The organism is Marinobacter sp. C7 (assembly GCF_022343555.1).
GTDB lineage: Bacteria > Pseudomonadota > Gammaproteobacteria > Pseudomonadales > Oleiphilaceae > Marinobacter.
On record NZ_JAKQZH010000001.1, the window covers coordinates 542,543 to 555,973 of the forward strand.

Annotated in this window: 14 protein-coding genes; 7 read left to right on the forward strand and 7 right to left on the reverse strand. The window is 60.3% G+C overall.

Annotation, left to right across the window (positions count from 1 at the left end):
- Positions 1 to 7: 7 nt before the first annotated feature.
- Both MD273_RS02485 and MD273_RS02490 read right to left on the reverse strand, forming a co-directional pair.
- On the reverse strand, positions 8 to 520 hold the full coding sequence (locus MD273_RS02485; RefSeq protein WP_239036183.1) for a DUF411 domain-containing protein: 513 nt from the start codon (positions 518 to 520) through the stop codon (positions 8 to 10).
- Between the two features lie 118 nt (positions 521 to 638).
- Entirely contained in the window at positions 639 to 1,007 is a 369-nt protein-coding gene (locus tag MD273_RS02490) for a hypothetical protein (protein WP_239036184.1), read from the reverse strand.
- 411 nt (positions 1,008 to 1,418) lie between these two features.
- Here MD273_RS02490 and MD273_RS02495 point away from each other — a divergent pair, with 411 nt between their 5' ends.
- The 7 genes from MD273_RS02495 (at position 1,419) to MD273_RS02525 (ending at position 9,269) form a co-directional block, all read left to right on the forward strand.
- Entirely contained in the window at positions 1,419 to 2,180 is a 762-nt protein-coding gene (locus MD273_RS02495) for an outer membrane lipoprotein-sorting protein (protein WP_239036185.1), read from the forward strand.
- 9 nt (positions 2,181 to 2,189) lie between these two features.
- The gene (locus MD273_RS02500) at positions 2,190 to 2,876 is read left to right on the forward strand and encodes an ABC transporter ATP-binding protein (RefSeq protein ID WP_239036186.1); all 687 of its coding nucleotides are present in this window, start codon (positions 2,190 to 2,192) and stop codon (positions 2,874 to 2,876) included.
- The gene (locus MD273_RS02505; protein WP_239036187.1) at positions 2,873 to 5,380 is read left to right on the forward strand and encodes an ABC transporter permease; all 2,508 of its coding nucleotides are present in this window, start codon (positions 2,873 to 2,875) and stop codon (positions 5,378 to 5,380) included. Before MD273_RS02500 ends, MD273_RS02505 begins: the two co-directional genes overlap by 4 nt.
- Positions 5,373 to 6,506: a hypothetical protein gene (locus MD273_RS02510; RefSeq protein ID WP_239036188.1), complete on the forward strand. Its 1,134-nt coding sequence runs from the start codon at positions 5,373 to 5,375 to the stop codon at positions 6,504 to 6,506. The genes MD273_RS02505 and MD273_RS02510 overlap by 8 nt, the downstream gene beginning before the upstream one ends.
- Before the next feature lie 119 nt (positions 6,507 to 6,625).
- Positions 6,626 to 6,982, forward strand: coding sequence for a hypothetical protein (locus MD273_RS02515; protein ID WP_239036189.1), 357 nt, complete (start codon positions 6,626 to 6,628; stop codon positions 6,980 to 6,982).
- Positions 6,983 to 7,213: 231 nt separating this feature from the next.
- The gene (locus tag MD273_RS02520) at positions 7,214 to 8,833 is read left to right on the forward strand and encodes a BCCT family transporter (RefSeq protein ID WP_239036190.1); all 1,620 of its coding nucleotides are present in this window, start codon (positions 7,214 to 7,216) and stop codon (positions 8,831 to 8,833) included.
- Complete coding sequence (locus MD273_RS02525; RefSeq protein WP_239036191.1) at positions 8,805 to 9,269, forward strand: universal stress protein; 465 nt, start codon at positions 8,805 to 8,807, stop codon at positions 9,267 to 9,269. The genes MD273_RS02520 and MD273_RS02525 overlap by 29 nt, the downstream gene beginning before the upstream one ends.
- On the opposite strand, the gene MD273_RS02530 is transcribed toward MD273_RS02525, so the two are convergent.
- From MD273_RS02530 to MD273_RS02545, 5 genes are all read right to left on the reverse strand, one after another.
- Positions 9,270 to 10,790: an FAD-binding domain-containing protein gene (locus MD273_RS02530; protein WP_353050284.1), complete on the reverse strand. Its 1,521-nt coding sequence runs from the start codon at positions 10,788 to 10,790 to the stop codon at positions 9,270 to 9,272. It lies immediately after the preceding gene.
- Positions 10,787 to 10,933 (reverse strand): DUF2256 domain-containing protein, encoded by a 147-nt coding sequence (locus MD273_RS19125; RefSeq protein ID WP_353050285.1) that lies wholly within the window; start codon positions 10,931 to 10,933, stop codon positions 10,787 to 10,789. The genes MD273_RS02530 and MD273_RS19125 overlap by 4 nt, the downstream gene beginning before the upstream one ends.
- A gap of 66 nt (positions 10,934 to 10,999) precedes the next feature.
- Positions 11,000 to 11,908 carry a cation diffusion facilitator family transporter gene (locus MD273_RS02535; protein ID WP_239036192.1) on the reverse strand — a complete coding sequence of 303 codons (909 nt, stop codon included), beginning with the start codon at positions 11,906 to 11,908 and terminating at the stop codon, positions 11,000 to 11,002.
- A 67-nt stretch (positions 11,909 to 11,975) separates the two neighbouring features.
- Positions 11,976 to 12,575: an SCO family protein gene (locus MD273_RS02540; RefSeq protein WP_239036193.1), complete on the reverse strand. Its 600-nt coding sequence runs from the start codon at positions 12,573 to 12,575 to the stop codon at positions 11,976 to 11,978.
- Positions 12,572 to 13,411, reverse strand: a complete 840-nt coding sequence (locus MD273_RS02545; RefSeq protein ID WP_239036194.1) for a cytochrome c oxidase assembly protein — start codon at positions 13,409 to 13,411, stop codon at positions 12,572 to 12,574. Before MD273_RS02545 ends, MD273_RS02540 begins: the two co-directional genes overlap by 4 nt.
- Positions 13,412 to 13,431: the final 20 nt, after the last annotated feature.

The following is a 13,431-nucleotide window of genomic DNA, read 5'->3' on the forward strand; positions in this document are numbered from 1 at the left end:
ACTGGTGTCAATAAGCTGTGTACTCGCGGAACACGCTCTGTTGACCGTTGGCACGGAAGGCAATCACCTGGTAATCGTCCTTCCGGCCGGTTTCCATGCCGGGGCTGCCCTGGACCATGCCGGGCACGGAGAGTCCCACGGTATTGAACTGAGGGTTTTCCAGGTAAGCCAGAATATCGGCGGCCGGCACATGGCCTTCAATCACCACGTCTCCGATCAACGCCGTGTGGCAGGAGGCCATTTCACGGGGTACACCGTTAGACTGCTTGACCTCATTGATGTTGCTGGTGTCGATGGTCTTGGTCTCAAAGCCGTTGGCCTCGAGATGCTCAACCCAGGATTGGCAGCAGCCACAGCTCGGGCTCTTGTAGATGGTGATGGTCGGTCCGGCTTTACCATCCCTGGCCACAGAGGCGGTTGACGGGGTCGGCTCGTTGGCTTGAATCGCCAGGGTGGTCGCGCCGGCAGCGATAACAATGGCAGCCACGCCGGTATACAGGGCAAGTTTCTGGGTTTTCATGGTGCTCTCCTGGCAGGCGGGTTTTTTGACGGCTCTGTGTGGTCGGCCCAGCCTGCTCGTAAAAAGGTAAATCCGGTTTGCCGAGGATTTGTCGCTCAGCAAAGAAAACGTTCAGGGATCAGGAGAGGGAATCCGGTGGGGGTGTCAGGACTTCACCAACAGGTGCTTGATAGACCATCGGGCCTGGGGCCGCGTTGGCAGGGCTTTTGGTCGGTATGGACGGAGACCGGATGCCCCCGACAATGCCGAAGACAGGCGCAGATGCGCAGTGAGATGACGCGAGGTGACAACTCGTCTGTTGGGCGTTGCCGCAGCCCTGGGACCAATCGGAATGATCCATGACAGCGCGGGCGTAGTCCATGCCATTGCAGTCTTCTGCAGACGCGTCTGCCTGACTGTCACTCACCACGACGGCAAGCAACGGTGTCGGGCTGCCCAGCAGCAACAACACACCCAGCAGAGCTGCAATCAGTTGGCGAGAAGACATGTCGGGTCCCACGAGTTGAGCGGCTGCACAGTGGCACAACCTCGCTAATTGCGAACATCTTAAAACCTTTGAGTTGGTCATAGGTCAAGCGGTCGAATTGTTGTTTTCGACCGATGCGCAAGGATTTGATTGAGGTCAAACGGATATATTTTTGCGGTGGGTCTTTCAGTTCCGTTTCAGCTTGGCATGCTGAACTCAGACTGATGCATTTCTTTCATTCCGCCTCCGGTGAGGCTCTTGAAGTCCGTCTTCCCGTCGGTGCCGTGACGGCATGCCATCAGTCTGGCCATCGTTGATGAGGTGTCGCTGAAGGGGATAGGTCATCAGATCTCGATTGAAGCGCAATAAGTTCTTGACCTTGGAGTAGCTGATAGCTGCTACAAATAAGGTATGGACGACCTGGGGGCGCGTATGAAGACAGAAACGCTTTCCATTCCCGCAGCTCTCGCAATGCTGGTAATGCTGCCGTTACCGGTGCTGGCCCAACCCCCCACTGCCGAACAGCTGGTGGCGGGAATGGAAGACACCCTGTGGTCGGAGAGCAACCACGGTCGCTTCACCATGCGTGTCGAATCGGAGTACTGGATCCGCACACTGGAGCTCGAAGCCTGGATGGACCGGCCGGAACATACCCTGGTTCGAATCCATGCGCCCAAAAAAGAGGCCGGCATCGGGTCGCTTCGAATCGGCGATGCCATGTGGAATTACCTACCCAAGGTCGATCGCACCATCAAGATCCCGCCGTCGATGATGCTGCAGCCCTGGATGGGCTCGAATTTCAGCAACGACGATCTGGTCAAGGAAAGCTCCTTCGTCGATGACTACACCCACGAACTGGTAGAGACTGAGGAAACCGGCGAGGTGCCTGTGTATCGGATTGTTTCAACACCGCGGCCCGATGCGGCGGTGGTCTGGAGCCGCCTGGAATTCCGGGTCCGCGCAGATGCCATCCCGGTATCGGTTGCCTATTACGGGGCGCGGGAACAGGTGGTCAAGCGCATGACCTATGACCAGATTCAGTCCCTGGGAGGGCGCCGGATTCCAACGCGGTGGACGATGGTGGACGCGGACAATCCGGAATCCCGAACGGTCATCACGGTCCAATCCATCGAATACGACCTGCCCCTGGACGACGAGATCTTTTCACTGCGTCGCCTGCGAAACCCACAGTGAGGCTCCGGAATGAGCATTGTGAATGTGGAGAATGCCTCCCGTATCTATCGCCAGGATGCCATTGCCGTCAAGGCACTGGATAACGTTTCGGTTTCTATTGAGGCGGGGGAATTCACAACCCTCGTAGGTCCCTCGGGCTCCGGCAAGACAACCTTGTTGAATCAGATAGGAGCACTGGACGAGCCGGATGCCGGGCGTATTCAGGTCGCGGGTGAGGAGATCACCGGGCTGAGCCGAAAGAAACGAACCACCTTGCGGTTGTGGAAAATCGGATTTGTGTTCCAGGAGTACAACCTCATTGGTGTGCTGTCGGCCCAGGAGAACGTTGAGTATGTGTTGATGCTTCGCGGTGTGCCGTTTCGGGACCGACGTGCCGAGGCCCGGCGTATTCTCGCGGAGGTCGGCCTGCAGGGAATGGAGCAGCGCTTGCCCCACGAGCTCTCGGGTGGCCAGCAACAGCGTGTTGCCGTGGCACGGGCAATTGTCAGCAAGCCCGCGATTGTTCTGGCCGATGAACCCACCGCCAACCTCGACTCGACGACCGGCGCGGCCCTGCTGGACCTGATGCGCAAACTCAATGCGGAGCACGGCATTACCTTTGTGTTCTCCACGCACGACCCGATGGTGATGGAGCGGGCCCGGAGGGTGATTCATCTCAAGGATGGTCGTATCGAGCGTGAGGAGCGGCGACCGTGAATGCGTGGCTACGATTGGCTCTCGGCAACCTCCGGGCGAATCGTCGACGAACGGTCATCACGCTGCTCTCCGTAGCGGTTGGAGTGGGGGGGCTGGTTTTCCTCTGGGCATTCATTGACGGCATCAATACCCAGATGATCAACAACATGACCGGTTACGTCACGGGGGACCTGAAAGTCCATCAGCGGGGCTTTCACGACGACCGGGAGATGAATATTGCCCTTGTCGAGCGCTGGAACCTGACGCCAGAAGTGTCAGCGGTAGCCGGAGTGGCGGCCACAAGTCCTCGGGTCACCGGGCACGCCCTGGCCAGTCGCGACGACCAGTCGCGAACAATGCAGGTTATGGGGGTTGATCCCGCGCAGGAACCTGAGGTCACGCGCCTGGATCAGTCGATTGTCCGAGGACGTTACCTGGAGGGCGGCAATGAGATCCTCGTTGGCGTGGACGCCGCCGCTGCCTTGGGGGCGGCGCCGGGCGACGAGCTGGTTCTGGTGGTCCAGGCCGCGGATGGTTCGATCGGTGCAGACCGGTTTGAAGTGGTGGGGACGTTCGAAACCGGCATCAAACGGATTGACGGTTTTGTGGCGCAGATGCCATTGGCCTCGGCCCAGGAGCTGTATGCCTTTGAGGGCCGAATTACCGAGATTGCGGCACGGGTGGGGGATGCCGGGCAGCTCGAACAGGTGGTTGGCGCTGTGCAGGATGAACTCCGGGGGCGGGAAGTGGAGGTTCTCGGCTGGCCGCAGTTGATGCCATCGCTGGTGCAGATGGTCGCGTTCCACGATGCCGTCACCTGGATCGTGGTGTTTGTGGTGTTCGTGGTGGTGGCTGCCGGCATCGTTAACACCATCCTGATGTCGGTACTGGAGCGTGGCCGGGAGTTTGGGGTCATGATGGCGCTGGGGACGCCCGGCAGTCACATCATCGGGCTGGTACTGCTCGAAACCATCATCCTGGCCTGTCTCGGATACCTGGTGGGGCTGGTTCTGGGCTTATCACTGACCGGCTATTTCGGTACCCACGGGTTGGACTTCACCGCCTATATCAAGGCTATGGATACCATGCCGGGGCTCAGCGGCATCGTGTATCCCACCATCATACCCGAGCGCCTGGCGGTTATCGGCGTCACCGTGGTGTCCGTCGCCCTGCTGGCGGCGGCTCTACCGGCCTGGGCGGCGAGTCGCAACAGTCCGCTGGAAGCGATGGGGGCGCATCGGACTCTGACCAATCGCATCCGTCGAATTCACTGGCAGGTGACCTCCGATCATCGCCTTCTCATCTTTGCCCAGATGGCTCTGCGCTCGGTATTCCGGAATCCGCGACGATCCGTCATCACGGCATCAGCAACGGCATTCGGGCTGGCGGCCTATCTGTTCCTGTATGCCTTTGCCGACGGTTTTTTCGAGCAGATGATCCAGAATTCAACGCAGCAACTCAGCGGGCACGTGCAGGTTATGGAGGCCGGGCATGCTGTCGACCTGTCGCCGGCGTTACGTATTTCCCGGAGTTCCGAACTGGTGCAGCGATTGCAGGCAAGGCCTGACGTTGAGGCCGCCGCGCAGCGGGTGGTGCTGCGCGCCATGGTGGCGAGCCCGGGTAAAAGCCTGCCGGTGGAACTGGTGGGGATTGAGCCCGAGCAGGAGAGGGCGGTCACCAGGCTTGCCGGTTATATGGCACAAGGCGAATACGTTAAGCCGGGCGCGAAAGGCATGGTCATCGGGCGGAAACTGGCCGAGGAGCTGGATGCCCGGGTGGGCGACAAACTGGTCATTACGGCACAACAGGCGAACGGTGATCTTGCGTCAGCCGCAGAAACCGTTCGGGGTATCTACAACACCGGCAGCGACCTGTTTGACAGCGAATATGCATTTGTAGATATCGGCGATGCCCGAAACCTCGGAGGTCTGGACGAGGACCAGGCCTCGCGGATTGCGTTACGGCTGTCCGACCGTTCAGCGAGTTCTGCACTGGCGCAGTCATTGAACCAATCGCTGACCGAGGGCGACCTGGTGGCCCAGGACTGGGAAACCCTGCTCCCCGTGGTGGTTCAGATGGTGGAAATGACCCAGGTCGATTTCTATCTCATCCTTTCGGTGGTGTTTGTTGTCGTTGCCATTGGCGTCATGAATACCATGGTGATGTCGGTGATGGAACGCACCCGGGAGCTGGGTGTCATGCTGGCATTGGGGACACGGGGCAGTCAGCTGCTACTGACCATTCTGTTTGAGGCCTTCTTCCTTGCGCTGCTTGGAATGGGCGCTGGAGCCATCGTGGGCGGTCTGATCGTCTACTGGTCCAATAGGAGCGGCATTGATCTGTCCGCCATTGGGCGCTCCATGGAGACCATTCCGGGCATTACCGACCGGATCTATCCGGTGCTGATTCTCGACCATATCTGGCTGCCCTGTCTGCTGCTTTTCGCATGTTCGGTGCTGGTGGCGCTGTATCCCGCGCGACGTGCATCCAGACTCGACCCGGTCGAGGCTATTCATCGTGGTTAGGAAAGCTTGCCTGTTTATCTCCGCGGTGGCCGGGATCATGTTGGTCGCCGATGCCTGGGCAGACTTCAGTCATTCCGGGTCGCTCAAGAACCTGAGCGTCGGTTCGCGCTCTCCGATCGACGAGAATTACTATTTTTCAAACCTCAGCCGGCTTCGGCTGGAACCCCGCTATCGATACCGGGACTGGCGGCTGGACGCAGCTTATGACCTTGAATTGGTCACGGGGAGTTTTCTCGACAGTCCGGAATACGCCCTGCTCAGGAATGCTGCAGATCCACGTTACTGGGATCTGCAGGGCAGCGTATATGATTCCCGGGACCTCGTGGCGCGCCATCAGCTCTATCGGGTTACCGTGCAGTGGCGCTCACCGGTGGGCGATCTGCGCCTGGGACGCCAGCAGGTGAATTGGTCCACGGCCCTGATCTGGAACCCTACAGACATCCTCAATCCGGTCACACCTACCAGCCTCGAACCCGACGAACGGATTGGTGTCGATGCACTGCTCTGGGACCGGTCCTGGGGAGCGCTGGGCCGAATCAGCGCGGTTTATGCACCGCAACACCGCGACGCTGACAGCAGCACGGCGGTGCGAATAAAGCGCTATCTCATGGGTATCGATACCGGCGTCATGGTGGGAGAATTTGCCGAAGTAACCAGGGCTGGACTCAGTGGCAGTGGTTCTGTGGCCGGCACGGGCTGGCGTACGGAAATCGTCTGGAGCGATCCGGGTGCAGGCAACCATTACTGGCAGGGTGTGGCGGATCTTAACTGGGCATTTCCCGGCGGATTCAACCTGGCAGTAGAGTATTTCTACAACGGTCAGCCTGAACCCCAGGCGGGTGGGGATCTCGCCAGATTGCTTTCGACCCAGCCGGTATATTCAGGTCGTCATTACGCCGGGCTGTTGGCATGGCAGGACATCAGTGCGTTCTGGCAGTACCGGGTGGTTGCGATCCGTAATGCCGATGATGCGAGCTGGGTGTTTTACCCCCGTTCAACCTGGACGCTTCCAATTGAGCCGGAAATTTATCTGACAGCCGGAGCCCAGTGGTTTGGTGGCGACGACGACAGTGAATATGGAGCGTTTGAGCCTTTAGGACTGATGGAGCTGCAGTGGTTTTTCTGAATATGAATCTTTTGAGCGAGATCAATTCGTCGCCGGATCGGCCAGAAAATTCAGTTTGAATTCAGCTCTTGAGCGCTAAATGGGAATGAACGTTCTGACCCACGCGATGGAGAATGATGATGATTTCAATCAGAAAGCTTGCAGCATGCACCATTCTGGCGGCCGCTCCTGTCTGGGCATTTGCCCATGGTGAGCAGGGAAACTGGCAGGGGCACGGTCCCGGAATGATGATGGATGAGGAGCAGATGGAACAAATGCAGCAGAACTGGTCGCGCATGAACCAGTTCATGCAGCAGATGCCCAGGGCCGGTTCACCGGAAGAACGTCAGCGCTTCCTCGAAGACCACTGGGAGGCCATGGAAGAGCAGATGGAGTTGATGCACCGTGGCATGATGGGCCCCGGCATGATGGGGGGGGCCGGATCCATGATGGGCGGTAACCAGGGCCAGGGCATGATGAACAACCAGCAAGGCTAGGGTAATCGCCAGGGCAACGCGGCCGGCATGTCGACCGAACAGCGGTTGCAGTTCATGGAGAATCGCATGGACCAGATGCAGTTGATGATGGAGCAGATGCTTCAGCACCAGAGGCAGCTCAACCGGAAGTGATCGTCACTGGTCAAAATTGATCTGGATACCCCGACTGGTTGACGCATGTGCTAGCGTAGGCGCTATCTTGTATCTTTGCGGAAAGAAACGGAGGCTCTTGTGCTGGAACGGCTGCAACGCCGGTTGGGGCTGCAGACCATTCCCGGGGTGTTCTTTACGTCTGCGGGAGTGGCTACACTGTTTGTTGCCCTGGCGGTTCCGTTCGACCAGGCCGTCGCCGAGAGCTTCGGCCTGCTCACCGGCTGGGTAGCGCGCAATCTCGGCTGGTTCTACATTCTCGCCGTTACCTCCCTGCTGGTTTTCCTGCTGGGCCTGGCGGTGAGCCGTTACGGCACGATTCGCCTGGGTGGTGATGACAGCCGGCCGGATTACTCCAACCTGACCTGGTTCACCATGCTGTTCGCTGCCGGTATCGGCACCATCCTGATGTTCTGGGGTGTGGCGGAGCCGGTGTCCCATTTTGCCGAGCCGCCGTTCGAAGGTGTGCAGCCGGGTAGCGAGCGGGCAGCCAGCGATGCCATGACTGTGGCGCTTTACCACTTCGGGCTCCATACCTGGACCATTTTTGCTATGCCGGGCCTCGCGATCGGGTACTTTGCCTACCGCCACAACCTGCCCATGCGCATCAGCAGTCTGTTCTACCCGATTCTCGGTGAACGGGCCTTCGGCCCCTGGGGCTGGGCGGTGGATGTGATCGCCGTGCTCGGTACCCTGTTTGGCGTGGCGACCTCCCTGGGGCTCGGGACGCTCCAGCTCAACAGCGGCCTGAACTACCTGTTCGGCGTACCATCCACCGGTCTGGTGCAGGTCATCCTGATTGCCGTCATTGCCAGCATTGCCGCCACGTCGGTTGCCCTCGGGCTCGACAAGGGTGTGCGCCGGTTGTCCCAGCTGAATATTCTGCTGGCCATGGTCTTGCTCGCGTTCGTGCTCGCTGTCGGGCCAACGGTGTTCATTGCCGAGGGCATGGTCCAGAGCGTCGGGGACTACCTCGATGCCTTGCCCTGGCTGGCCTTCTGGACAGAGACCTTCAAGGAAACCGACTGGCAACGGCAGTGGACCCTGTTCTACTGGGCGTGGACAATTTCCTGGGCACCCTATGTCGGGATTTTCATTGCCCGGATTTCCCGGGGCCGGACCATTCGTGAATTCGTCGCCGGTGTGCTGTTTGCCCCCACTGCCTTCACCCTGGTGTGGTTCGGGATCTTTGGCCTGTCTGCCATCCAGGTCGAAATGAACGGCGCGGTGGCGCTGGCGGAGCAGGTGCAACAGGACCCCTCCGTAGCCATTTTCGCTTTCCTGGAAGCCTTCCCGCTGGCGGAGGCCGCGTCGGCGTTGAGTGTGGTGATCATTGTGATCTTCTTTACCACCTCCTCGGATTCCGCGTCACTGGTGATAGACCTGCTGACTCGCCGGGACGATCAGCCGTCACTGGTGCGCCAGCGGATCTTCTGGGCAGCGGCGCAAGGTGTGATTGCCGCGACACTGTTGCTCGCCGGCGGGCTGGATGCCCTGCAGAACGTCATTACCTCGCTGGGTCTCCCTTTCTGCATCTTGCTGATCTTCATGGCTGTGTCACTGTTCCGGGCTCTGAAAGCAGATTACCGTGGCTACAGCGTGGAGGCCCTGGTCAGGGGAAGAGCCTTCCCGGAAGTGGAGGCTGCTGCCGAAACCAAACAGGAGAACGAGTATGTATCGGAAGCTGTTGATCGCCATTGATCCGGAAGATGATGGCGAGGGCAAGCGTGCCCTGGAGGCCGCCGTGGATCTGCTGGCCGAGGACGGGGAGCTGCACCTTGCCAGTGTCTATAGCCCCGGCGGTGGCGGTTTCTTTCCCCACGTGACGGAAGAAGCGCCGGAGCAGAAGGAAGCGGAGGTTCGCGAGATGCTGGATCTGCTTGCCCGCAAGTACCTGCCCCTGAATCGCAATGCCACGTTTCATGTTATTGCGGGCACTGCCGGGGACAAGCTGGTGGGGCTGGCCGGTCAGTTGTGCTCGGATCTCATGATCCTGGTGTCCCGCGGAAGCAGCGGTCACTGGCCCCTGCGCCGGGCTACCGTGGAATATGTCTCGGTCAATGCGCCGTGTCCGGTGCTGGTGTTGCCCGCGTTGGAAAAGGTTGAGCCGCAGAACAGGGAAGAGCAGGCCAGCTGATCAGTCGAACAGTGACAACTGGTCCGACGAGGAATGGTCGCCGGTCGGCTTCGGCCGTTTCTGGACCGGCCCTTTACGACTGCCGTGGCGAGTCAGTACCCGCTCGGTTTCCGTCTGGCTTACATGCCGTTTCCGGAACTCGCCTATGGCCTTGCGTGCCGCCCGGGCCGCCTGTTCGTGGTCGCAGAGGGGGCTGATGTAGGTGTTGCCGCCATACCGCTGTTTCTGTGTCGGGGTCATCAGCCAGGGTGTGTGGATCAGCTCCGCCGGCACGCCGTCAAGCTCCGGCAGCCAGCGACGAATGAATGTGCCATCCGGGTCCAGCTTCCGGCTCTGGAGAACCGGGTTGTAGATGCGAAGGGCGTTGATGCCGGTCAGGCCCGACTGCATCTGCGCCTGGGGGTAATGGATCCCGGGCTCGAAATCCGTGAAGTTCCGGGCCAGATGCAGGGCCGGCTCCCGCCAGTGCAGCCAAAGCTGGTAACTGGCGATCGCCATCAGCATGGCCCGCATCCGGAAGTTGATCCAGCCGGTATGGTGCAGGGCTCGCATGCAGGCATCCACCAGCGGCCAGCCGGTCTGCCCTTCCTGCCAGCGCTGCAACCGCTCGGTGTTGTCGGGGCCGTTTTTCAGGTTTTCCAGGTCCCGGTGCATGGCCCGGAACTCCAGTTCCGGCTCATCCTCGAGCTTCTGGATGAAATGGCAGTGCCAGTGCAGGCGGGACCGGAAACTGGTCAGGCTGCGTTTTTTACGGGGCAGGGTGTTGCGGTGGTGCCCCACCGCCTTGGCTGCCTGGTAGATCTGTCTCAGGCTGACGGTACCGTAGGCTATATGCGGGCTCAGGCGTGAGCAGGCTCGGACAGCGGTCACCGGGCTGGAAATGTTGTACTGGTAGCCGACACAGCGCCGTTCAAGGAAGGACGTGAGCAGTTTTTCTCCGAGCGCGCTGCCGCCGGCCTGTCGATCCGGACAGGCCTCGGTACAGGCCGCTTGCGGGGCGCGCCAGGTACCGGGTGGGGGCATGCCCGCCGGAAGTGGCGGCAGCTGCGCCGGCGGGTCATGGATGCCGGCTTTCATCACGCGGGACCACGCGTCATCCCACCGGTCCCGATCCTGCAGTCGCCGCACCACCCCGAACTGCTGCCACTCCCGGAACTCGATGTCATGACTGTCACACCAGGCGATGACGGACCGGTCCCGCTCAAACGTCCACTGGCCCCCGGTCTCCTGGTGACAGAAGACTCGCTTCACGCCAACGCTGTTGTGCAGTTGTGCCAGTATCTCCGTCACTGAACCGTCACGTACGATCAGATCCGAGCCCAGCTTGCGAAGCTGGCGCTTCAGGTCATGCAGGGAATCGTCGATAAAGGCCCAGTGTCGTCGCGAGGTATCCGGCAGTTGCCAGTAATCCGGTTCGACAACGAACAGTGGCAACACGGGCTCGCCCAGCGCTGCCGCGGCCACCAGCGGGCCGTGATCCCGGGTACGCAGGTCACGTTTGAACCAGACCACCGTGGTCATGCCCTTTGTCTCCCGGTGCGGCGGCAACGCTCGCTGCAATAGCGCACGTTTTCCCAGTCCCGTGCCCATTTCCGACGCCAGGTGAACGGGCGCTGGCAGACAGGACAGGTCTTGGTTGGCAGGTTGGGCTTGTTGTGGCTCACCAGCGGTTTCCGGTTTGATGTTCGGTCTTTTCTACGCCCCCGCAGCGAATGGGGATCAGCCTGTCTTCAGCAATAGGCCATGTTCGGACACTTGCTGGCGACCCGCTCCCACTGGATGGTGACATGCTGGATGTTGAAGTCGTGGGCCAGCATGTCGGAGGCCTGCTGGAGTACCTTGTCGTCATCCCGTGGATCCGGTTTGACGAGATGCACCGTAAGCGCATTCTCCGTGGTACTCAGGCCCCAGATGTGAAGATGATGTACCGATTCGATGCCCGGGAGCTGATGGAGACGGGCGAAAACGTCCTCGGGGTTGATGTTCCTGGGTACCGCATCCACCGCCAGATTCAGGGAATCCTTGAGCAACTGCCAGGTCCCGATGAAGATGACGGCGGCGATCACGAGGCTGACCACCGGATCAATCCAGTTCTCCCCGGTATACATGATGACCAGGCCCGCGATGACGACCCCGACGGAAACGGCGGTGTCCGCAGCCATGTGCAGGAAGGCGCCCCGGATGTTGAGATCGCCCTCCTGGCCTTTCATGAACAGCATCATGGTCAGGCCGTTAATCAGCACACCAATGCCCGCCACGACGATGACGGTCATACCGGCCACCTCGGTCGGTTCGCTGAAGCGTCGGATGGCTTCCCAGGCAATGCCTCCGACTGCCGCGATCAGAAACAGGGCGTTGAACAGGGCGGCAAGGATGGTGGATTTCTTCAGGCCGTAGGTGTTGCGGTCGGTGGCTTTTCGGGTGGCCAGCCAGCTCGCGACCCAGGCCATGATCAGGCCCAGAACGTCACTCAGGTTATGGCCGGCGTCGGCGAGCAGTGCCAGGGAGCCGGACAGCAGGCCATAGATGGCCTCGATGGCAACGAAGGTGATATTGAGCCCGATGGCCAGCGCGAATGATCGGCTGTGGGTATCGAAATGACTCGCGTGGCTGTGCCCGTGGTCATGGTGGCTGTGCATGCCTTGCTCTCTCGGTCTGTAGGTCTGGGAGGGAGTTAAAAGTCTGTAGCTACTACAGGGTCAAGCCTCAGCCGCGGGACTCTTTGGCCAGTTGGGCCAGATCCTCGCTGACCTGTTGTGTCGTCAGGCCGGGGCGGAGCAGCAGTCGGGCTTTGCCGGTGCGGTCGAAGACGTAGACGGCGCTGCTGTGGGAAACGTTGTAGTTGCCATCGGCATCCGGCTCGTCATAGCCGAAGGTCGTGCGATAGCGTTTGGAGAGTTCACGTAGCTCGGGTTCGGCCGCGGTCAGGCCCACCACCTGATCGCCGAAGAAACTGGCGTAACTGGCCAGCCGCTCTGGCGTGTCCCGTTCGGGATCGACACTGACGAACAGCGTGGTGACGTCGTCGCGGTAGTCACGGGGCAACTGGTTCACCGCCTTGCGCAGATCGGTGAGGGTGGTGGGACAGACGTCAGGGCAGGAGGTGAAACCGAAATACAGCAGGCGGATGGTGCCCGCCGAATCCTGCGGCGTAACCGTTTCGCCGCGGCTGCCCATCAGTTCGAAATCGAGTTCCGGCATCAGGCCGGAGATGTCCTTGCCGTGCCAGCGCCCGTCGTCTCCGAAGCAACCGGTCAAGGCCAGCACCGAAACCGTGAGAATCAGGGGCAGCAGTCGTTTTGTCATGGATTCTCTCCAGCCAGTTGGGACGGTTTCACTACCCTGCCGTCCTCGCGCATGGCCCTTCGCAGGATGATCAGGATACCCAGGATGCTCATCATCGCCGGGGGAATCCAGGTCAGCAGGCCTCCGAGCAGCTGGTCGGTCTCCGGCGCCATGGGCCAGGCGCGGCCACACACTTCGTAAACGTCATAGACCATGCCCCGGGAAAACACGATCCAGGCACCCAGGACCATCTGGGGAATGGCCACCGCGGCGAGGATAAGGATGCGCTTGCCGTAGCCCAGGGCACTGGTGAGGACCGGTGAGCGCGGGTCGAACATCAGCCACCAGAACAACAGGCCATCCAGCAGCATGCTCCAGTTCATGGTCCAGTACAGCTGCCGCGAGAGCATGGCGTCGAAATGGATGGGTGGCCACAGCCAGAAATAGATCAGGCCGACAAACAGGACGGCAGCAATGACCGGCTGCTGCAGGATCCGGTATACCCGGACCAGGGGGCGTAGTCCGGCGCGCAGTGAGGGCCCCATCCGTTCGTGCCAGAACCGGAACACCGGTAGCGGATTCGACAACGCAATCAGGAACGGCCCCAGGTGGTGCAGGATCAGGTGCTGTCCGCGATGCACGAAGAACATGTACTGGGAGTAGTAATCAAAGCGGGTCTGCATGACGCCGTAACACAGCAATACCCCAAGCACGAAAGTAACGATGCGCACGGAGCCGGGACGCTGTTCGGGTGCCATGTGCAACAAAGCATAGCCATACCCCGCCAATACCAGCGCGAAACTGAGTATGGTCAGGGGTGAAAAATCATAGGGGGCCAGGAAGCCAATATCGGGCATGGAAACCACTCTGTGTGCAA